We start from the raw sequence: 21,178 nt of genomic DNA on the forward strand, positions 1-21,178 counted from the left end.
ACAAAGGCCCCTGACTGCTCCTGCTGCGGATGAACTACTCGGCCAGCTCGCCACACAGGTCGAGGGCGAACAGCTGCTCGACCTCGGCCTGTGGCAGGCCGGCGCCGAGCAGGCCGAACAGCTTGCCCAGGGCCGCTTCGCGGGTCATACCACCACCGCTGACCAGGCCGACGCCGGCCAGCGCGCTGCCAGCGGCGTACACACCGAATTCCACATGCCCCTGCGAGCACTGGCTGATGGCGGCCAGCACCACGCCACGCGCGTGCGCCTCGCGCAGCACGTCGAGCAGTTCGGCGTCATCGGCCGGGCCGGTGCCGCTGCCATAGCACTCCAGCAGCAGGCCCTGGGGCGCGCTGGCCAGGGTGGCGCGCAACTGGGCTGCGTCTACGCCGGGGAACAGTGGCTGCACGGCCAGGCGCACCGTGCTGCGTGGCTGGCGATAGTGCAGGGCCGCTGGCAGCTCGTCGAGGTGCCGGCCCTGGCGTGGTCGGGTGGTGTTGGCAAAGGCGTCGAACGCCTCGCTCTTCAGCTTGCTGGCGCGGGCGCCGTGCAGCAGCTGGCCGGCGAAGTACAGGTGCACGCCCGGCAGGCAGCCTTCGGCCAGGGCGGCCATGGCGCCGAACAGGTTGGGCCAGGCATCGCTGCCGGGGCTGCCGGCCGGCAGCATGGAGCCGGTCAGCACTACGGGCACCCGGATGCCCAGCAGCAGGAAGCTCAGCGCCGCGGCACTGTAGGCCAGGGTATCGGTGCCATGCAGCAGCAGCACGGCATCGCAGCCCTGTTCGTCGACGGCCTGGACGATGGCGTCGCGCATCGCCAGCCAGTGGCTCTGGCGCATGTTGGCGCTGTCGATCGGTGGTGACAGCTCCTGGAAGCGCCAGGCCGGTGCCGGACGCTCGGGGTGCAAGGCTTGTTCGGCGCGCAGGCGCGCTTCGAAACCGGAGGCCGGTGCCAGGCCGGCCTCGGTCATCTGCATGCCAATGGTGCCGCCGGTGTAGAGCACCAGCAGGTTCTGCGAAGGAGTCATGGGCATTCCAACAACGGGCAGTAAAAGGGTGCCGGTGGAGGGTGGTTTCGCCGCAGTTTAGCGGTGAATCGCCGGCACTTGGGCAAAGAAAAGGGGGCTGTCGCCCCCTTCCCTGGTCTGGCAGCGACTTAGCGCTGGTGCAGGTGATGGGCGATTTCGGCAGGTTCGCTGGCGTTCAGCGGCGCCTGATTGGCCGTCCATACGCTGGGGTCGAGGTCCAGGTCGGCGAACTGCTTGGCGTCCAGCACCGGCGTTTCCACGCCGGCCTTCACCTGGTTGTCGTAGTCGCGCATCAGGCGCAGGCCGACCTTGAACAGCAGGGCCAGGGCTACCAGGTTGACCAGCGCCAGCAGGCCCATGGTCACGTCGGCGAAGGCGAACACGGTGGACAGGTCCTGCATCGAGCCCCACAGCACCAGGGCGATGACCAGGGCACGGTAGGCGATCAGCAGCGGCTTCTTGTTGCTGAAGAAGCCCAGCGCGTTCTCGCCCAGGTAGTAGTTGTACACCAGGGTGGTGAAGACGAAGAGCAGCAGCGCCAGGCTGACGAACACCCGGCCCCACTCGCCGACCACGGCGGCCATGGCGCTCTGGGTGAGGATCACGCCGCCGATCTCGGCGCCCGGCTGGTACACGCCGGAGAGCAGGATGATCAGCGCGGTGCTGGTGCAGATCAGCAGGGTGTCGATGAACACGCTGAGCGACTGCACAATGCCCTGAGCGGCCGGATGCTTGACCTCGGCCACGGCGGCGACGTTCGGCGCGCTACCCAGACCTGCTTCGTTGGAGAACAGGCCGCGCTTGACGCCCATCACGATGGCCGCGCCGATGCCGCCGGCGAAGGCCGGCTCCAGGCCGAAGGCACTCTTGACGATCAGCGCCAGGGTGGCCGGCACGGCATCGATGTTCATGCCGATGACCGCCAGGGCCATGATGATGTAGGAGGTGGCCATGACCGGTACCAGCACGTCGGCGGTGCTGGCGATGCGCTTGATGCCGCCGAAGATGATCAGACCGATCACCACCACCAGGGCGATGCCGCTGAAATGGGTGGGCACGCCGAAGGTGTCATGCAGCGAACTGGCTACGGTGTAGGCCTGCAGGGCGTTGAAACCGAAGCCGAAGGTCACCAGCAGCAGGATCGAGAAGATGATGGCCAGCCAGCGCAGACCGAGGCCGTGCTGGATGTAGAAGGCCGGGCCGCCACGGTAGCTGCCGTCTTCCTCGCGGCGCTTGAACAGCTGGGCCAGCGAGCACTCGAAGAAGCTGGTGGACATGCCCAGCAGGGCGACCAGCCACATCCAGAACACCGCACCCGGGCCACCGAGGGTGATGGCCACGGCCACACCGGCGATGTTGCCGGCGCCGACGCGCCCGGCGACGGAGAGCATCAGGGCCTGGAACGAGCTGAGCTGGCCCGGCTGACGTTTGAAGGCCTGGGCGAAGATGCTGAACATGCTGCCGAAGTAACGCAGCTGGACGAAGCGCGAGGCGATGGTGAAGTACAGGCCGAGGCCAACCAGGGCGACGATGAGGACCTTGCTCCAGAGCAGGTCATTGAGAAGATCGAGCATGGTGGGTTGTCTCTCTTGTTGTTCTGGCGAAGAAGCGCTCAAGGCGCAGAGCCCGGCAATGGTCGGGCGCGACCGGGCATCGGGCAATTTCGCGGGTCGCGGCGAGTTGATGCGAGTTGATGCTAGAATCGCGTCACCCGCATCACCCGGAATGACGCCATGGCCGAGTTCTTCGGCGACAACCTCAAGCTGCTGTGCAGCCACTACCGTTCGATTGCCGAAGTCTGCCGGCGACTGGCGATCAATCGTGCCCAGTTCAACCGCTACCTGGCCGGACAGAGTCGGCCCACGCCGTTCAACCTCAAGCGCATCTGTGATTTCTTCGGGGTCGAGGAGTACGAGCTGGGCTTACCGACCGAGCAGTTCGCCCGCCTGATCGGCGCCCGCGGCATGCAGCCGAGCCCTGGTCTGGACAGCGACCCACTGCTGCAACTGCTGCAGCCGTTGCGCGAGCAGGCCGGCGATCTGCGCCGCTACTGCGGCTACTACTTCGAATACTCCAACTGCATGTCGGTGCCGGGCAGCATCCTGTTGTCGCTGGTGCAGTTGCGTGAGGAACGTGGCGACTTCCTGTTCGAGCGCCAGGAGCGCCAGGAGCGTCAGGAACACGCCCGCGGCGGCGAGAGCGAGGACTGGGTGCGTTGCCGCTACCTGGGCGCCGCCTTCTACCTGCAGGATCGCCTGTTCCTGCTGGACTACGAGTCGCTGACCGGCAACGAGATGAGTCAGACCATCCTGATTCCCAGCTTCAAGAGCCGCATCACCCGCCTCAACGGCCTGAAGACCGGGGTGTCCAGCGGCGACCTGCGCACGCCGGCCTGTACTCGCGTGGTGTGGGAGTTCCTCGGCGCCGAGGTCAACCGGGTCAACGCCTACCGCCAGGTCGGTCTGTACAGCCCGGACGACCCGCGCATCGATGCTGATACCCGCCAGCGCCTGGGCGGCGCGCAGATCCGCCAGGGGTTGTTCGAGATCGAGTAAATCGCGTCGCACCGCTTAGGCTGGGCGGGCGCGCAGGCGAGCGCAGAGAAACCCCGCGCAGCCACAGCCACGGCGCTGGGTTTCGGCGCATGGCGCGTTTGCCCAGCCATCTATCTGTCGCGGCCAAGGCCCCTCCTACAGGCGCTATGGCGGCGCAGCGTGGGAGCGACTTCAGTCGCGATCAGGAGTGAATCTCGGCGGCATGGGTAATCGCTGTGCCCAGCCGCCCCAACCGAGCACTGGCCAAACGAAAGCCCCTGAATCGCAGGCAAAAAAAGACCCGCAAGCGCGGGTCTGAATGCATTCGCCTGGCCTGGTGAGCCACAGGCGCAATGTTCGGCCAGCCCCGGCAGGAGAGTCGGGGCCGGCGCGAAGGGGTCAAGCCAGCTCGTCGAAGCACTCGGCGACGATGGCCAGGCCTTTTTCCAGCTGGGCGTCGGGGATGGTCACCGGCATCAGGAAGCGCACCACGTTGTAGTAGGTGCCGCACGACAGCAGGATCAGGCCCTTCTCGCGCGCCTTGGCGACGATCTTGCCGGTCAGCTCGGCGGCCGGCTTGTTGGCGTCGCCGCCTTCGAACAGCTCGATGGCGACCATCGAACCCAGGCCGCGCACGTCACCGATGACCTTGTGCTTGGCGGCGATGTCGCGCAGGCCGGCCTTGAGCTTCTCGCCCACGGCCTGCGAACGCTGCAGCAGGTTCTCTTCGTCGAACACCTTGAGCACGGCCAGGGCCGCTGCGCAGGCAATCGGGCTGCCGGCATAGGTGCCACCCAGGCCGCCGGGAGCGATGGCGTCCATGATCTCGGCCTTGCCGCATACGCCGGAGATCGGGAAACCGCCGCCGACCGATTTGGCGAAGGTGGTCAGGTCAGGCACCACGCCCAGTTGCTCGGTGGCGAAGAAGGTGCCGGTACGGCCGGCGCCGGTCTGTACTTCGTCGGCGATCAGCAGGATGCCGTGCTGGTCGCACAGGGCGCGCAGGCGCTTCATGAAGGCCGGGGAATTGACGTAGAAACCGCCTTCGCCCTGCACCGGCTCGATGATGATGGCGGCAATGTCCTGCGGCTGCGCGTCGTTCTTGAAGATGCGCTCGATGCTGGCGATCGACTCGTCTTCGCTGACGCCGTGGATTTCGCACGGGGCCATGGCGCGGTACACGCCAGCGGGCATCAGGCCCATGCCGGCGGAGTACGGCACGACCTTGCCGGTCAGGCTCAGGGTCATCATGGTGCGGCCGTGGTAGGCGCCGGTGAAGGCGATCACGCCGGCGCGGCCGGTGGCGGCACGGGCGATCTTCACGGCGTTCTCGACCGCTTCGGAGCCGGAGGTGACCAGCAGGGTCTTCTTGGCGAAGTCACCCGGTACGCGCTTGGCGATTTCTTCGCACAGCTCGATGTAGGGTTCGTAGGCCAGCACCTGGAAGCAGGTGTGGCTCAGCTTGGTCAGCTGTTCCTGCACCGCTGCCACCACTTTCGGGTGCAGGTGGCCGGTGTTGAGCACGGCGATACCGCCGGCGAAGTCGATGTACTCGCGGCCTTCGACGTCCCACACGGTGGCGTTCTCGGCGCGCTCGGCGACGATTGGGTGGATCTGGCCCACACCACGCGGAACAGCGGCGGCACGGCGTTGCAGGATGGATTCGTTGGTTTTGCTCATGGTGTCCTCATAAGCCGCTCGCGGGCGACTCGGTCCAAGGATGATGACGGGGGCAACACGCGCCAGCTAACGATGATCGAACTGGAGTCGCGCTACCGAACCGTCTGCAGGGTTCGCCGGTGCCACCACCGGAAACGCCGACGCCGGCTGACGCAGCTCTTGCCTGTCAGCCGACACCCACGGAAATTCATGACCGTCGGAAACGGTCGAGGGCCGCGCAGGGTCGTGAGACGCGCTGCGCAGCCCCGCTGGCAATCAGATACCGCCGAGGCAGAGGTATTTGATCTCCAGGTAGTCTTCGATGCCGTACTTGGAGCCTTCGCGGCCCAGGCCCGAGGCCTTGATGCCGCCGAACGGCGCCACTTCGTTGGAGATCAGGCCGGTGTTGATGCCGACCATGCCGTACTCCAGGGCCTCGGCCACACGGAACACGCGGCCCAGGTCGCGGGCGTAGAAGTAGGAAGCCAGGCCGAACTCGGTGTCGTTGGACATGGCGATCACATCGGCCTCGTCCTTGAAACGGAACACCGGGGCCAGCGGGCCGAAGGTTTCTTCCTTGGCCACGGCGGCGGTGTTCGGCACGTTGGTCAGGATGGTCGGCTCGAAGAAGCTGCCGCCCAGCGCATGCGGCTTGCCGCCCATGGCCAGGGTGGCGCCCTTGCCGACGGCGTCAGCGATGTGCTCCTCGACCTTGGCCACGGCCTTGTTGTCGATCAGCGGGCCGGTGGTGGTGCCGGTTTCCAGGCCGTTGCCGATGTTCAGCTTGGCCACGGCGGTCTTCAGCTTGTCGACGAAGGCGTCGTACACGCCGTCCTGCACGTACAGGCGGTTGGCGCACACGCAGGTCTGGCCGTTGTTGCGGAACTTGGAGATCAGCGCGCCTTCCACGGCGGCATCCAGGTCGGCGTCGTCGAAGACGATGAACGGCGCGTTGCCACCCAGCTCCAGGGAGACTTTCTTGATGTCCTTGGCGCACTCGGCCATCAGCTGGCGACCGATCTCGGTGGAACCGGTGAAGCTCAGCTTGCGCACGATGGGGTTGCCGGTCAGCTCGCCGCCGACTTCGCCGGCGCTACCGGTAACCACGCTGAACACGCCAGCGGGGATGCCGGCACGCTCGGCCAGCTCGGCCAGGGCCAGAGCGGAATAAGGGGTCTGCGAGGCAGGCTTGAGCACCATGGTGCAGCCGGCGGCCAGAGCCGGGCCGGCCTTGCGGGTGATCATCGCCGCCGGGAAGTTCCACGGGGTGATGGCGGCGGTGACGCCGATCGGCTGCTTGATCACGATCAGGCGCTTGTCCGGCTGGTGGCCCGGAATCACGTCGCCGTAGACGCGTTTGGCTTCTTCGGCGAACCACTCGAGGAAGGAGGCGGCGTAGGCGATCTCGCCCTTGGCTTCGGCCAGCGGCTTGCCCTGCTCCAGAGTCATCAGACGGGCCAGGTCGTCCTGGTTCTCCATCATCAGCTCGAACCAGCGGCGCAGCTTGCCGGCGCGCTCCTTGGCGGTCAGCGCACGCCAGGCTGGCAGGGCCTTGTCGGCGGCTTCGATGGCGCGGCGGGTTTCCGCGGCGCCCATCTTCGGCACGCTGCCGAGGATTTCACCGGTGGCGGGGTTGTTCACCGCGAGGGTCTGGCCGCTGTCGGCGTTCTGCCAGGTGCCATTGATATAGGCCTGTTGGCGGAACAGCTGGGCGTCTTTCAGTTGCATGTTGTTCTCCTGGAGCACGGCGCCGACGGGTAGGGCAGTCAGGCAAAAAGCAGGCAGCCATATCGGTCTGCCCAGCGTTTGAAATGTCAAACGAATGCTAGGGCCAGTGCCGGCAAAGGGCAAGAGTGACGTTCGATAAAACCAACAAAATAGTTAAAAAGGGTGAACAGTCCAGTGCGACCCCGAGATTTGCTTCTAAGCAGCGGCCAGCTGGCACCAGCGTGGTTTGCCTGGTGACTGGCGGGCGGCTGTTGTGGTTCCCTGGCGTTCAATATTCAGAACGATGATGCGGGGCGATACGCTGTAGTGCTGCTCGCCCCGCACTACGCGAGCTCAGTTCGAGCGCAGGCTGTCGCGATACTGGCTCGGGCTCTGCCCGCTCCAGCGCTTGAACGCGCGGCTGAAGCTGCTGCTGTCGGCGAAACCGAGCAGGTAGGCGACCTCGCTGATCGAGCAGTCCTGCGCCTGCAGGTGCTGCAGGGCCAGGGCGTGGCGGGTCTCGGCCAGCACCTGTTCGTAGCTGCTGCCTTCTTCACTGAGATGCCGTTGCAGGCTGCGCAGGCTCAGGTGCAGGCCGTGGGCCAGGCTTTCGGCGGACGGCTCGCCGTTCGGCAGGCACTGCTCCAGGGCGCGCCGCAGGCGGCGGGCCACGGTATCCGGCTGCAGCGCTTCGAGACGCTTCTGCAGCACCGTTTCGTTGTGCGCGGCCAGCTCCGGGTTGCCATCGTCCAGCGGTAGGTCGAGGTCGTCACGGGCAAAGCACAGCACATCTTCGGCGGCGGAGAAGTGCATCGGGGCGCGGAACACGTCCAGCCAGGGTTGCGGATCGACCGGCTGCGCGCGGCGTAGATGCACGGCCAGCGGGGCGTAGTCGCGACCCAGGCGATTGCGGCAGGTGCGCACATAGATGGCGGCAAAGGCATCGATGGCTTCCGGCGCGGGCGACGGGCTGCCGGGCGGCAGGCGGAAGTGGAACTCGCAGGTGCTGCCGACGTCGCGCAGTTCCAGGGTCAGCACGTCGCTGACCACCTGGTGGTAGCGCACGATGCGCTCGAACACTTCGCGCAGGCTGCCGCTGGCCATCACCGCCATGCCCAGGGCATGAAAGGTGGTGGGGGCGACGTGACGCGAGGTGCTCAGGCCCAGGGCCGGGTCGCCACTGGCGGCGACGGCCAGTTGCCACAGGCGGGTGGTGGCGCCGAGCGGGTAGCGCGCGTTGGGGTCGTCGAGCTGCGTCGGGTCGAGCCCGGCCTCGCGGCACAGGGCGGCGCTGTCCAGGCCGAGGGCATCGAGCTGGCGGCGCAAGGCGCGGGTCCAGCTGGCCAGGGTGGTGGGTTCAGTCATGCAGCTTGGCATTCTCGGTCATGAGGTTGGCGTCGTCGGTCGGGCGCGGTGCCCGGCGCAGGGGCACTCTAGCCTGGCCTGATTTCGACAACTGTCCGTGGCGCTCTTGCTGGCGCCGCCCCAAGAGGATGCGTGCATGACCCCGACTCCTGCAACCCACCAAGAGCGTTCGGCGCATATCCGCGCCGTGGTGATGGCCCGTGGCAACGAGCTGCGCGAACGCTACCCGATTCTCAAGCACCAGGACGCCATTGGTGCCGGCATCCTGGCCTTTGCCCTGGCCGGCATGCTCGGCAGTGCCTGGCTGTACGCCGAAGGCGCCATCGCCTGGTGGGCCTGCCTGCTGCTCAATGCCTTCTTCGCCTCGCTGACACACGAGCTGGAGCACGACCTGATCCACTCCATGTACTTCCGCAAGCAGCGTGTGCCGCACAACCTGATGATGGGTCTGGTCTGGATGGCGCGGCCGAGCACCATCAACCCGTGGATCCGCCGCCACCTGCACCTCAACCACCACAAGGTGTCCGGTACCGAAACCGATATGGAAGAGCGCGCCATCACCAACGGCGAGCCCTGGGGCTTCGCCCGCCTGTTGATGGTCGGCGACAACATGATGTCGTCCTTTATCCGCTTTCTGCGCGCGCCGACCTGGGAGCGGCGCAAGATGATCGTCAGCCGCACCATCATGGGCTACGCGCCGCTGGGGCTGATCAACTGGAGCGTCTGGTACCTGTTCCTCGGTTTCCACCTGATCGACTTCGTCGCGACCGCTGCCGGTGCGCCGATTGCCTGGTCCGCCACCACCCTGGCGGTGATGGATGGCGTCACCTTCGCCGTGGTCGTGCTGGTCGGCCCCAACGTGCTGCGCACCTTCTGCCTGCACTTCGTCAGCTCGAACATGCACTACTACGGCGACGTCGAGCTGGGCAACGTGATCCAGCAGACCCAAGTGCTCAATCCCTGGTGGCTGTGGCCGCTGCAGGCGTTCTGCTTCAACTTCGGCAGCACCCACGGCATCCACCACTTCGTGGTCAAGGAGCCCTTCTATCTGCGCCAGATGACCGCGCCGGTGGCGCACAGGGTGATGCGCGAGATGGGCGTGCGCTTCAACGACTTCGGCACCTTCGCCCGCGCCAACCGTTGGGACGAGCAGGACAAGCCGGCCGCCGCGCCTGTCCAGCAGACCGCCTGATCTTCTTCATCCGCCCCGATTCGGGGGCGTCTCCGGGGCCTGCGGGCCCCGCGCTTTTGGAAGTCTTCATGAATATCCTGATCGTTCACGCTCACCCCGAGCCGCAGTCCTTCTGCACGGCCATGAAGGACCTGGCTGTTGCCACCCTCGGTGGTGCCGGCCACAGCGTGCAGGTCTCCGACCTCTACGCGATGAACTGGAACCCGGTGGCCAGCGCCGCCGACTTCCCGCAGCGCAGCAACCCGGACTACCTGGTCTATGCCCTGGAGCAGCGCGAGGCGGTCAAGCGCGGCGAAATCGCCGCGGATATCGCGGCCGAACTGGACAAGCTGCTGTGGGCCGACCTGGTGATCTTCAACTTCCCGCTGTTCTGGTGCTCGGTGCCGGCCATCCTCAAGGGCTGGATCGACCGCGTACTGGTGTCCGGCACCTGCTACGGCGGTCTGCGCTTCTATGATCGCGGCGGCCTGGCCGGCAAGCGCGCGCTGCTGGCCTTCAGTCTCGGTGGGCAGCAGCACATGTTCTCCGACGAAGACGCTATTCACGGCGACTGGGAGCCCATGCTGCGCCCACTGCAGCGCGGCACCCTGGCCTATGTCGGCATGCATGTGTTGCCGCCGTTCCCCGCCTACCACGTGCCCTATATCGAAGCGCAGGCACGCACGGAGATTCTCCAGCGCTATGGCGACTACCTGCTGCAGCTGGAATTCGCCGAGCCCCTGGTATTCCCCTCTCTGGCCGACTTCGACCGCGGCCTGCGCCCACTGTCGAGCAACGCAGAGGTGCCGGCATGAAGACCTGGATCTGCGTGATCTGCGGCCTGATCTACGACGAAAGCAAAGGCTGGCCCGACGACGGTATCCCTGCCGGTACGCCCTGGGCGGAAGTGCCGGACGACTGGCTGTGCCCCGACTGCGGCGTGAGCAAGGCGGATTTCGAGATGCAGGAAATCTGACAGCCTGCCGTCACCAACACCCCGCATGGACGCCCGCGCCCCGGATGCGTATCATTGCGCCGCGCGACGCATCCGTAGCTCAGCTGGATAGAGTACTGCCCTCCGAAGGCAGGGGTCGTGGGTTCGAATCCCGCCGGATGCGCCATCTACGAAAAAGCCCCTGGTTTGCGCCAGGGGCTTTTTTATTTGGCTGCAACTTAAGCGTCAGGCTGCTCACTCCACCCGTAATCCGGCCCACTGCGAGGCCGATTTTCTGCCGCTGGCGCTCAGAGCCCAGCCAGGCTTTCGCCACTGTGCTCCTTGCAGGTTGGGCGCTAGCTCAGCCAGCCCTCTGCCTTGGCCCGCGCTACGGCCTGAGTGCGACGTTGAACGCCCAGCTTGACGTTGATGCGCCTGGCATGGGTTTTCACCGTGTGCAGGGATATGTACAGGCTCTCGGCGATCTGCTGGTTGGAATGGCCCTGGGCGATCAGGCTGAGCACGGCCATCTCGCGCTTGCTGAGCAACGACTCGCTGGCGTCGGCCACTTCCCCCTGGCCAGTCGACTGCCGGCTCAGGCGCTGCAGCCAGCCCGGAGCCTGCTGTTCCAGCCACTGAGGTTGGCGAGTCAGCAGGGATTGCACCGGCAACAGTTGCTGTTGGCGCTCGGCTTCCTGCAGGGCCTGGTGCAGGTGCTGGTTGGCTTCATCTTCACGCCCGATCAGGTAGAGCGCTTCGGCCAGGACCAGGCGGGTCTGGGTGGCCAGACCGGCATGGCCGCTGTGCCGGCACTCGTCGAGCAGCTGGCGCATTTCGAGCAGGGCATGGTCATGATCGCCCAGAGCCATGGCGCTGCGCGCCAGGTACAGGCGCGCACGTGGCTGCAGGTCGTAGAAACCGGAGGGGGCCAGCAGTCGGTCGCGCTCGAAGCGTTGCAGTACTCGTTGGAAGGTCTGCCGGGCGCGCTCGGCCTGTCCCTGGTGCAGCAGCATGCGGCCCTGGGCCAGCAGCAGCACTTCGCGATAGCGTACTTCGGGCACATGCAACCACTGCATCTGCCGTTCGGCACGGCGCAGCAGCTGCTGAGCGAGCTCGGCGTCACCTTCGTAACCAGCCAGTTCCGACAGGCCCAGGTAGCCGAACAGCAGGTAGGCGTCCTCGCAGGCTTCGGCCTCCTGCAGGCCTTTGCGCAGGCTGGCCCGCGCGGCTTCACGCTCGCCGCGCTTGTTCAGCAGGGTGCCACGCAGCAGCAGCAGGCGCGCATGAACCGGACCGCGCAGGCCACTATCCTGCAGCAGTTGCAGGTACTGCTCGGTCTGGGCCAGGGCGCGACCAGGCTCACCGAGCAGGTTGAGCAGGTGCACGTGGTCGACCCCCTGCAGTGCCTCGAACAACACGTTGCCGCGCTGGCGGGCCAGGCGTAGCCCTTCTTCGCTGTGCTGCTGGGCCAGGGGCAGGTTCAGTTCGGCAGAGGCCTGCTGGGCCAGGGCCTGGTGGCAGAGGATATGCAGCGACCAGGACTCTTCGTCCAGCACTGCGAGGGCTTCGCGGCAGTGCTGGGCGGCGCTGGGCAGGCCGCGTTGGCGGTGCAGTACGCCGAGTACGGCCTGGTATTCGGCGATCAGTTGTTGCTGGCGCCTGGCGCTGCGCTGCGGCAGGAAACGGCCGACGTCGACGAGGCAGTCGTCCACTTCGTCGAGGCGCGTGCAGATGATCAGTGCCCAGGCCTGCAGCAGAATCAGGCGGGGTGCGCTGGAGAACAGCTCTGCGGGCAGTTCGTCACGCCAGTGCAGGAACTGCGAGACGCTCTGGCCGATCAGCAGCTGATCCTGGCCGTAGCGTTGCAGGTAGCTGGCCGCCACTTCCGGCTGGCCGGCCAGCAGCGCATGCTCCACGGCCTCGCGCACGTCACCCTGGCCAGCGAACCATTGGCAGGCGAGGACGTGCACGTGTTGGGTACCCTGAGCCGCCGGCAGGCGCTTGAGCAGGTCGGCCAGCGGTCGCCACAGGCGGAACCAGGTGCCGGAGCCGTCCAGGCTGCGCAGGAACAGCTGGCGTTGGCGCAGCTGCTCGAGGATATGCTCGCCGTCCAGTTCTTCCAGGAGGTGGCGGCACAGGGCCTCGGAGAAGCGTGGCATGCGCGCCAGGATGAGTAGCGCCTGGCGCAGCGTGTCGGGCAGGCCGGCCAGCACCTCGCGCTCGACGTACTCCAGCAGCAGTGGCGTGCCGGCGGCCAGGCGCTCGCCGAGCTGATCGGCATTGCCGCCGAGCAGCAACAGGCAGACCCCGGCCAGCCAGCCTTCGCTGTGTTGCAGCAGTTGCTCCTGCTGTTCGTTGGAAAGCTGCAGCTGGCGGCGTTCCAGCAGTTGCCCGAGTTCGTCCTGATTCAGGGTCAGGGCGTCGGCATCGAGCTCCTGCAGGTCGCCCTGCAGCAGCAGGCGCGGCAGGTTCCAGGCCGGCCGACGGCGGCCGCCGATCCACCAGCGCAGGGTGTGCGGGCCGCGTTCGAGCAACTGGTCGAGGCAGGCATCCAGCTCGGCGCAAGGTTGTCGCGGGTAATCGTCGAGGATGATCCACAGCGGTTGCTCGACCCGGCCGAGCAAGAGGCTGAGCTCGGCGCAGGGATCGCCCTCACCATGACTGAGTTGCAGGGCGGCGGCCAGGCGGCTGAGCAGTTCGCTGGGACTGAGTGGATGGCCGAGCAGGTCGAGCCAGACCACGCGGGTGTCCGCGCGGGCCTGACGGGCGCATTCGTTGAGCAATACGCTCTTGCCGAAACCGGCAGGCGCGCAGACCAGGCTCAAGCGGCAGTCGCCAGCGAGCAGCGCCTGGGTCAGGCGCGGGCGGGCGATGTGCGCGGCCGGAAGGCGCGGCAGAATGTGTTCCGCATGCTGCTGGGCAGCCGCGGAGTGCAAGGCGCTAACCTTGTTATGCATGGTCGAGGCCTCGGCTCTTTATTTTAGTTGTAGCGAGAGGTCGATCTTATCCGTTTGCCATTCCAGTGGGCAGCACGGATAAAAAAGGCGACCGCTAGGGTCGCCTCAAGCTTGGAGCAGCGTTGCGATGAAACTCAGCGCACGCCGGCGTTGCGCAGCGCGGCCGGAGTGAAGTCGACGGCAGAGGCGGAAATACCGTACTGCACCGCAGTCTTCTCTTCGTTGGCCATGCCGATGGCGATGTAGCGGCCGGCGATGATGTCGTACAGCGCCTCGAAGGCGTAGACCGGCACCTGCTGGTCGAACTGCTGGGTCAGCATGGCCTGACCGACGCGCCACAGCTGGCCACGACCGTCATACAGCTCGGAGGCGGCGATCTGCCAGGTGTCCTCGTCGATGAAGAAGCGACGCTTGGCGTAGATGTTGCGCTCGCCGGCCTTCAGGGTGGCGACCACTTCCCAGACGCGGTGCAGCTCGTAGCGCGCCAGCTCCTGGTTGGTGTGGCCGGGCTTGAGGATGTCCTCGTACTTCACTTGCGGCGAGGTGAGCTTGAAGTTGTTGTACGGGATGTACATCTCGCGCTTGCCCACCAGTTTCCAGTCATAACGATCCGGAGCACCGTTGTACATGTCGAAGTTGTCCGAGGTACGCAGGCCGTCGGCTGCGGTGCCCGGGCCGTCGTAGGCGACCTGCGGGGCACGACGTACGCGACGCTGACCGGCGTTGTAGATCCAGGCCATGCGCGGCTCGGAGATCTGGTCCAGCGAGTCGTGCACCAGCAGCACGTTACCGGCCAGACGCGCCGGAGCGGTCACGCGCTGCTTGAAGAACAGCAGGGCGTTCTCGGCCTTCTTCGGATCGAGGCCTTTCATCCCGGACGGGAAGGCCACTTCATCCTCGAAGTTCACCAGGCTGTAGTTGCCGTTGGCCTGTGGCGCGGCCTGCACGATGTGTCGGCGCAGGTTGCCACCGCGGTAGCGGGTGATGTGGTTCCAGATCACTTCCAGGCCGTTCTGCGGGATCGGGAAGGCATAGTAGCGGCTGTCGGTGAAGCCCTTCAGACCGTTACCGCCCTCGATCAGCGAGGTGTTGACCGCGCTTTTCTTGGCCGCCTCGTAGATATCGGCAGGCAGTGCAGCGCTGCGGTGGGTGGCGTAGACCGGCATGGTGTAGGTTTCGGGATAACGCTTGAACATGGCCAGCTGGCCTTCGTTCAGCTTGTCCTTGTACTGGTCGGCATTCTGCGCAGTGATGGTGAATTGCGGCTGCTCACCGGCATAGGGGTTATCCACGAAACCGCCAGGCAGCACGGCAGCGGCGTCCTTGGGCAGACCGCCGGTCCACTCGGGGATGCTGCCGTCGGCATTGCCGGCTTTCTCGCCGCCAACGGGGGTCAGGCTGGTGCCCAGTTTGGCCGCTTCCTCGGGCGACACTGCGGCGAGCACGCTGCTCGCCAGCAGGGACAGGGTGAGGGCGGTGATCAGTTGTCTTGTTTTTCTCATGGTGATCGGATCCCTTAGAAGTTCACGCCGAAGCTGAGGGCGAGGAAGTCGCGGTCAGTCTGGGTGTTGTAGTCGCCACCGAAGAAGTCGGTGTAGCTCAGGCTGGCGGTGTAGGTGTTCAGGTAGTCGGCATCGACGCCGATGCTGATGGCCTTGGCGCCTTCGTTGAACACCGGGCCGTAGCCGTCGACGTCATGCGACCAGGCCACGTTGGGCTTGAGGTTGATCCCGGCGAACACGTCGCTGTACTCGAGGATGCCGCGGGCGCGGTAGCCCCAGGAGGTGTTGGTATAGAAGCCATGGGTGCCATATGCCTCGCGCGCAGCGATGTTGGAGGCACTGGTACCGTGCGGCGAGCCGTAGATCGAGTCGCGGCCGTAGGCCACGTCGTCGCGGCTTTCCAGGCCGCCGATGCTGGTCATGCCGACTTCGCCGACGACGGTCAGGCGCGAGGCGCCGAGAACCTGGTCGAAGAAGTGGGTCAGGGTGGTTTGCGCCTGGGTGACTTCCTTGCGGTTGTAGGCTTTGGTTACTTTCCCGGCCGACTCCAGGCCGGTTACGGTGTTAGCCAGAAAGGCGGTCGCATCAGTGCCATTGATACCCAGTGGCATATTCGGACGGTAGCTGATCTCGCCGGTCCACGCGGTGCCGGTGGGTAGGGTGGTCGCGAAACTCAGGCCATACAGGCGGATATCTTCGGGGTATTCCAGATAGTAACTGCCACCGCCGATCAGCATGAGAGGCACAAGTGCGCCGCCGCCAAAGCCTGCGACGGTAGCGGTATTAGCGATGGTGGTGGCATCAGCATTCTGGAACATCGCATTGGGTGTGCGACTGTGGTAGTTCATGAAATACGCACCGTACTCGGTGTCGTCGCCCAACCAGCGTAGAGCGGCGCCCCACTGGCCGGAGTCGCGGGCATCACGGTCACCGCCGCGCTTTACAACCAAACCCTCGTCCTCGACTGTCAGGCCGGTCAGGAAGCCACCCAGTGGGCCCGCTTGGGCACCACGTAAGGCTCCAATGGTAGCTGGATCGAGAATGGTGTAGTTGTTGTCGCAACCATCGGCGCTCACGTCACTAGAGGCGAAGAAGGTGCCGCAGTTGTCGATGACGGTCTGATCCCACTCCAGCTGGTAGAAGGCTTCGGCCGAGAGCTGATCGGTGATGGTTTGCGACATGTAGAACATGTTGACCGGGATCAGGCCCTCCTTGATTTCCGCGCCGGGGCGGCGGAAAGCGGCGGCGTCGACCGGGTTGATCGCGTTGATGCCGTTGCCGATGAAGGTGCTCTCACCCCAGCTCACCACCTGCTTGCCCAGGCGCACGGAGCCCGGCATGTCGCCGATGGTGTAGTTGTGGTAGACGAAGGCGTCGAGGATTTCCGCGCCGGAGGCCTGGGCGGCTTCCTTGCGGTTGTGATCGTCGATGTCCTTGAACAGGCGGCTCTCGTCCTTCAGTTCGAAGTCGTACCAGTACTTGCCGCGGATGAATACGCCGGTGTCGCCGTACTTCAGCTCGAGGTCGTGAATGCCCTTGAAGATTTTCGAGAAGGTTTCGCCCTTCTTGAAGTTCAGACGGCCATCATCACCCGTCTGGGTGAAACCGGTGCCACGGCGGCCGTTATGAGCGAAGTTGGAGCTGCCGACCAGATCCGGGTCTGCGCCGCGCATCGACCAGCTGGCGCCAACCGACATGGACGAGTCGAGCTGGCCTTCGATTTCCCCGATATTGAAATTGACGGCATACGCCGGTGCGGCAGAGCCCAGCGCGATAGCCAGGGCGAGGGTGTGCGGCTGGAAGATTCCGGGCCTTTTTATTCTTGTCATGAGGCTCTCCAAGTGTGGTGTGGAACTGCTGTGCACCCTACCCAGCGGATGACAGCCGAAGAAGCGCACCAAGGGAGTATTTTTTTTGTAGCTCGAAAGTATGATCACCCTTGTACGACAAGGCTTTGAGTTGCCCACAAGTCCGGTGAATGTTGGGGCATCAGGAGCGCCTGTTTTGTTTGCGAGTCGCTGGGGTATGGACTACTTCGCGCCCTTGGCGCTGGCATAAAAAAGCCCCGCGTCAGCGGGGCTTCGTTGGGCACCTGATCGGCTCAGGCCGGTTGGGCCGACGACCACTGCTGCAGCCGTTGCAGGCTCTCGCGGTAGGGGTGCAGGCCGCGCCACAGCAGCAGCACGGAGCCCAGTACGGCGAGGGTGGTGACGATCAGCAACGAGTAGCGCAGGGCATTGTCATCGGCAAAGACGTAGTCGGTGACCAGGGCTACTGCGGTCGGACCAAGACCCAGGCCGAACAGGGTGATGACGAACAGGTAGATGGCCGAGGCCTGGCCACGCATCGAATTGGGCATGATTTCCTGGATGGCCGCCGGTGCGACCCCGAACGGCATGCTCAGGCAGAAGATGGTGGGTGCCAGTAGTACACAGGCCCAGAAGGCGTCTGGCATCAGTGGGAACATAAGTACCAGAGGTAGCGCGCCCAGTGCGGCGTAAAGCCCCACGCGCATATTGGCATCGGTGCGCCCGTGCTTGGCCAGCCAGTCCGCCAGGCGCCCGCCGAAGACAATGCCCAGGCAGCCGAACAGAGCCACCAGGCTGCCATAGATCACCCCGACCTGGCCGGCATCCCAACCGTAGGTGCGGATGAAGAAGGTGGGAATCCAGGCGGCGCTGCCGTAGCCGGCGAACGACAGCCCGGCGAAGCCGAAGTTGTGGCACAGCACGGTGCGGCGGTTGCTGCGGATGTAACGACCGACATCGGCCAGGGGCACGGCGACACCGGCGCCCACTCCGCGTCGTGCTGGCTCTTTTACGGCCAGCATCAGCAGGGTGAACAGCACGCCGGCCGCGCCGAGGGCGAGGAAGATCAACTGCCAGGGGCGCACTTCGCCCAGCACGGGGAGTACGACATCGCCCTGCGCCGAGGCGAACTTGATCACCAGGCCGCCGAGCAGGAAGGCGATGCCCGAGCCCAGGTAAACACCCATGCCATACACCGCCATGGCAGTGGCGCGGCGGCTGGGGGGGAAGCTGTCGGCGATCAGCGAGTAGGCGGCGGGCGACAGCGCCGCTTCGCCGACACCCACGCCGATACGGCAGAACAGGAACTGCCAGTACTGCTTGGCCATGCCGCAGGCTGCCGTGGCGGCACTCCAGAAGATGATGCCGATGGCGATCAGGCCACGGCGGCTCTTGGTATCGGCCAGGCGGCCGAGCGGGATGCCGCAGATGGTGTAGAACAGGGCGAAGGACAGGCCCATCAGCAGGCTCATCTCGGTATCGCTGATGGCCAGGTCGCGGCGGATGGGGCCGACCAGCAGATTGAGGATCTGCCGGTCGATGAAAGACAGTACGTAAGCGACCATCAGGATGGTCACGGTGATCCAGGCAGAAAGACTGGAGGGGTAGCCGTTGTTGTTATTGGACACTGGCAGGGCTCCTCGACCATCAGGCGAAAGGGGGATGGTCAGAGTAGACCTGCCGTTTGCGCGTTTAGTATCGCTCGTAAGTGTTATCACCCTGCTGAATCAGAGTGATAACCCTCCATTGATGGTTTCAAGATGTCTCAAAACCCCCGCCGTAGACGCGCGGCTGCCTCGCGCAGCAGCGCCTCGCTGGCACGCCAGCCCAGGCAGGCATCGGTGATCGACTGGCCGTAGCGCAGCGGTTGCTGCAGCGGCTGGCAGCCATCCTCCAGATGACTTTCCAGCATCACCCCGCGTAGCGACAGGTCGCCGGTCAGGCGCTGCCGTACTACTTCGTGTAGCACGTCGGGCTGGCGCGCAGGGTCCTTGCCGCTGTTGGCGTGGCTGCAGTCGACCATGATGCTGGGTTGCAGGCCGCGTTGGGTCAGCGTGGCGTTGGCGGCTGCGATCTGCTCGGCCGAATAGTTCGCGCCCTGGTGGCCACCGCGCAGCACCAGATGAGTGTGCGGGTTGCCTGGGCTGTGCAGCAGCGCCGGCCGGCCATGCTCATCCATGCCGAAATGGCGATGTCCCTGGGCTGCCGCCTGCATGGCGTCGCAGGCGATGGTCAGGCCACCGTCGGTACCGTTCTTGAAGCCCACCGGCAGGTCGAGCCCGCTGACCATCTCGCGGTGCACCTGGGATTCACTGGTGCGCGCGCCGATAGCCGCCCAGCCGAGCAGGTCGTCGATGTAGGCCGCCGCCATCGGCTGCAACAGCTCGCTGGCCAGCGGCAGGCCCAGGCGCAGCAGGTCGAGGAGCAGGCCGCGGGACAGGCGCAGACCCTCGTCGGCGGCACCGCTGCCATCCAGGTGCGGGTCGAATAGCAGGCCTTTCCAGCCCACCGTGGTGCGCGGTTTTTCCAGGTAGGCACGCATCACCAGCAGCAACTGGTCGCCGACTTCTTCCTGCAGGGCGGCCAGGCGCTGGCCGTAATCGAGGGCGGAGACAGGGTCGTGCAGCGAGCAGGGGCCGATCACCACCAGCAGGCGCGGGTCGCGGCCGGTGAGGATGGCGCGGATGGCAGCGCGTTGCTGGTGCACGCGCTCGGCGAGTAGCGGGTCGAGGGGCAGTTGCTGGCGCAGCTGGGCCGGTGTCGGCAGGGTTTCGGCGCGAGATTTGGCAGTGGCGACGATATTCAGGGGAGCATTCATGTTCGGCAGTCCTTGGCCGGCGGCGGTGCCGCGCGGCGCTAGCGAGGTGTTCGGCAGTCGGTTCGGTGTGGGTGGGCGAAGCGGCTAAATCGCCAGGCGGAGCTGCGGTAACGGTAATCAAGCGATGCGGTCATGTCGGTTTCCTCGGTGCAAAACAAAACCCCCGGTCGGGTAGCCGACCGGGGGTTTTGGGGAAACTCTCTGGTGGCGACCCGGGTGTGCGGGGCGCCTGTGGGGTATCAGGCGCGCCCGTGGCTAAACCAGTACCCATAAAAATACGCGCGCACGGCCGACAGCGCTGCGGCACGCGGGGCGGCGCAGACGAGGGCGAGGTGCGGGCGAAGGTTCATGGAATCGGTGTCTCCTGAAAGCTGGGCTCAACGCTACCCGGCGGAAGCGGGCAGCGCAAGCGCCGCTTATACCACGCCCTGTTCGCGTAGGCGGGCGATAGTGGTTTCATCCAGGTTCAGCAGGCGCTGCAGCAGGGCGTCCGAGTGCTCGCCCAGCAGCGGCGGCGCCGAGCGGTACTCAACCGGCGTATCCGACAGGCGCAGTGGGCTGGCCACCTGCGGCGTGGTGCTGCCCAGGCCGTTGGCCAGGTCCAGACGCAGGCCACGGGCCTGCACCTGTGGGTCGGCGAACACCTGGGCCAGGTCGTTGATCGGCCCGCAGGGCACGCCGGCGGCTTCCAGCAGTGCGATCCATTCTGCGGTGGTTTTGAACACCGTGGCCTGGCGCAGCAGCGGGATCAGTTCGGCGCGATGGGCGACGCGGGCCTTGTTGGTGGAAAAGCGCGAGTCGTCGGCCAAAGCCGGAAGGCCGGCGACCTCGCAAAACTTGCGGAACTGCCCGTCGTTGCCCACCGCCAGGATGAAGTCGCCGTCGGCGCTGGGGAAGTCCTGATAGGGCACGATGTTCGGGTGGGCGTTGCCCAACCGTTTGGGGGCGTTGCCGGTGGCCAGGTAGTTCATCGCCTGGTTGGCCAGGCAGGCTACCTGCACGTCGAGCAACGCCACGTCGATGTATTGGCCGCTGCCGCTTTGCTCGCGGGCATTGAGTGCGGCCAGCACGCCGATGGTGGCGTACAGGCCGGTAAGAATGTCGGTAAGGGCGACGCCGACCTTCATGGGGCCGGCACCGTCCTCGCCATCGGGCTTGCCGGTCAGGCTCATCAGCCCGCCGAGGCCCTGGATCATGAAGTCATAGCCTGCCCGCTTGGCGTAGGGCCCGTCCTGCCCGAAGCCGGTGATGGAGCAGTAGATCAGTCGCGGGTTGACCGCTTTCAGCGATTCGTAGTCGAGACCGTAGGCCTTGAGGCCGCCGACCTTGAAGTTCTCCAGCACCACGTCGCACTGCGCTGCCAGCTCGCGTACCAGGCGTTGGCCCTCGGGCTGGGTGAGGTCCAGGGTCAGCGACTGCTTGTTGCGGTTGGCGCACTGGAAGTAGGCGGCCTCGCGGCTGTCGTTGCCTTCGGCGTCCTTGATATAGGGCGGGCCCCAGTGGCGGGTGTCGTCGCCTGAACCGGGGCGTTCGACCTTGATCACCTCGGCACCGAGGTCGGCGAGGATCTGCCCGGCCCAGGGGCCGGCGAGCACGCGGGACAGGTCGAGGACGCGGATATGCGACAGGGCGCCGGGCATGGCGGGACTCCTGGGTAGAGGCTCGGTATGGATAGCTCCCTCTCCCGTCGGGAGAG

At 65.7% G+C, this 21,178-nt stretch carries 15 protein-coding genes and 1 tRNA gene; 5 read left to right on the top strand and 11 right to left on the bottom strand.

The features are described from left to right. Nucleotides 1-34 precede the first annotated feature (34 nt). Together AYB31_RS18820 and AYB31_RS18825 are read right to left on the bottom strand one after the other, a co-directional pair. On the bottom strand, nucleotides 35-1,027 hold the full coding sequence (locus tag AYB31_RS18820; protein WP_068830536.1) for an asparaginase: 993 nt from the start codon (nucleotides 1,025-1,027) through the stop codon (nucleotides 35-37). A 128-nt stretch (nucleotides 1,028-1,155) separates the two neighbouring features. Next, the gene (locus AYB31_RS18825) at nucleotides 1,156-2,601 is read right to left on the bottom strand and encodes an alanine/glycine:cation symporter family protein (RefSeq protein WP_068830538.1); all 1,446 of its coding nucleotides are present in this window, start codon (nucleotides 2,599-2,601) and stop codon (nucleotides 1,156-1,158) included. 159 nt (nucleotides 2,602-2,760) lie between these two features. Between AYB31_RS18825 and AYB31_RS18830 the strand changes: the two genes are divergently transcribed. Beyond that, nucleotides 2,761-3,582, top strand: coding sequence for a helix-turn-helix domain-containing protein (locus AYB31_RS18830; protein ID WP_068830539.1), 822 nt, complete (start codon nucleotides 2,761-2,763; stop codon nucleotides 3,580-3,582). A 378-nt stretch (nucleotides 3,583-3,960) separates the two neighbouring features. Here the strand turns inward: AYB31_RS18830 and gabT are convergent, their stop codons facing one another. The 3 genes from gabT to AYB31_RS18845 form a co-directional block, all read right to left on the bottom strand. Further along, nucleotides 3,961-5,241 carry a 4-aminobutyrate--2-oxoglutarate transaminase gene (gabT, locus tag AYB31_RS18835; RefSeq protein ID WP_068830541.1) on the bottom strand — a complete coding sequence of 427 codons (1,281 nt, stop codon included), beginning with the start codon at nucleotides 5,239-5,241 and terminating at the stop codon, nucleotides 3,961-3,963. A 255-nt stretch (nucleotides 5,242-5,496) separates the two neighbouring features. Further along, complete coding sequence (gene gabD / locus AYB31_RS18840) at nucleotides 5,497-6,948, bottom strand: NADP-dependent succinate-semialdehyde dehydrogenase (RefSeq protein WP_068830544.1); 1,452 nt, start codon at nucleotides 6,946-6,948, stop codon at nucleotides 5,497-5,499. 333 nt (nucleotides 6,949-7,281) lie between these two features. Next, nucleotides 7,282-8,292, bottom strand: coding sequence for an AraC family transcriptional regulator (locus AYB31_RS18845; RefSeq protein ID WP_068830546.1), 1,011 nt, complete (start codon nucleotides 8,290-8,292; stop codon nucleotides 7,282-7,284). 136 nt (nucleotides 8,293-8,428) lie between these two features. On the opposite strand from AYB31_RS18845, the gene AYB31_RS18850 reads away from it, so the two are divergent. From AYB31_RS18850 to AYB31_RS18865, 4 genes are all read left to right on the top strand, one after another. Beyond that, nucleotides 8,429-9,484, top strand: a complete 1,056-nt coding sequence (locus AYB31_RS18850) for a fatty acid desaturase (RefSeq protein ID WP_068830548.1) — start codon at nucleotides 8,429-8,431, stop codon at nucleotides 9,482-9,484. Between the two features lie 68 nt (nucleotides 9,485-9,552). Further along, complete coding sequence (locus AYB31_RS18855; RefSeq protein ID WP_068830550.1) at nucleotides 9,553-10,278, top strand: NAD(P)H-dependent oxidoreductase; 726 nt, start codon at nucleotides 9,553-9,555, stop codon at nucleotides 10,276-10,278. Continuing rightward, nucleotides 10,275-10,439 (top strand): rubredoxin, encoded by a 165-nt coding sequence (locus tag AYB31_RS18860; RefSeq protein WP_068830552.1) that lies wholly within the window; start codon nucleotides 10,275-10,277, stop codon nucleotides 10,437-10,439. The genes AYB31_RS18855 and AYB31_RS18860 overlap by 4 nt, the downstream gene beginning before the upstream one ends. A 68-nt stretch (nucleotides 10,440-10,507) precedes the next feature. Further along, a tRNA-Arg gene (locus tag AYB31_RS18865) sits at nucleotides 10,508-10,584 on the top strand. A gap of 169 nt (nucleotides 10,585-10,753) precedes the next feature. Here the strand turns inward: AYB31_RS18865 and AYB31_RS18870 are convergent. From AYB31_RS18870 to AYB31_RS18895, 6 genes are all read right to left on the bottom strand, one after another. Continuing rightward, nucleotides 10,754-13,354 carry a LuxR C-terminal-related transcriptional regulator gene (locus AYB31_RS18870; protein WP_068830554.1) on the bottom strand — a complete coding sequence of 867 codons (2,601 nt, stop codon included), beginning with the start codon at nucleotides 13,352-13,354 and terminating at the stop codon, nucleotides 10,754-10,756. Nucleotides 13,355-13,488: 134 nt separating this feature from the next. Next, nucleotides 13,489-14,856, bottom strand: coding sequence for a DUF1329 domain-containing protein (locus tag AYB31_RS18875; RefSeq protein ID WP_068830556.1), 1,368 nt, complete (start codon nucleotides 14,854-14,856; stop codon nucleotides 13,489-13,491). Between the two features lie 14 nt (nucleotides 14,857-14,870). After that, nucleotides 14,871-16,685, bottom strand: coding sequence for a DUF1302 domain-containing protein (locus tag AYB31_RS18880; protein WP_068830558.1), 1,815 nt, complete (start codon nucleotides 16,683-16,685; stop codon nucleotides 14,871-14,873). Nucleotides 16,686-16,957: 272 nt separating this feature from the next. Further along, nucleotides 16,958-18,292: a spinster family MFS transporter gene (locus AYB31_RS18885; RefSeq protein ID WP_068830560.1), complete on the bottom strand. Its 1,335-nt coding sequence runs from the start codon at nucleotides 18,290-18,292 to the stop codon at nucleotides 16,958-16,960. Nucleotides 18,293-18,429: 137 nt separating this feature from the next. Beyond that, nucleotides 18,430-19,482 (bottom strand): 3-deoxy-7-phosphoheptulonate synthase, encoded by a 1,053-nt coding sequence (locus AYB31_RS18890; RefSeq protein ID WP_068830562.1) that lies wholly within the window; start codon nucleotides 19,480-19,482, stop codon nucleotides 18,430-18,432. A gap of 416 nt (nucleotides 19,483-19,898) precedes the next feature. Next, on the bottom strand, nucleotides 19,899-21,122 hold the full coding sequence (locus AYB31_RS18895; RefSeq protein ID WP_068830564.1) for a CaiB/BaiF CoA transferase family protein: 1,224 nt from the start codon (nucleotides 21,120-21,122) through the stop codon (nucleotides 19,899-19,901). Nucleotides 21,123-21,178: the final 56 nt, after the last annotated feature.

Origin of the sequence: Pseudomonas sp. BMS12, assembly GCF_001592875.1 — a bacterium.
Taxonomy (GTDB): domain Bacteria; phylum Pseudomonadota; class Gammaproteobacteria; order Pseudomonadales; family Pseudomonadaceae; genus Aquipseudomonas.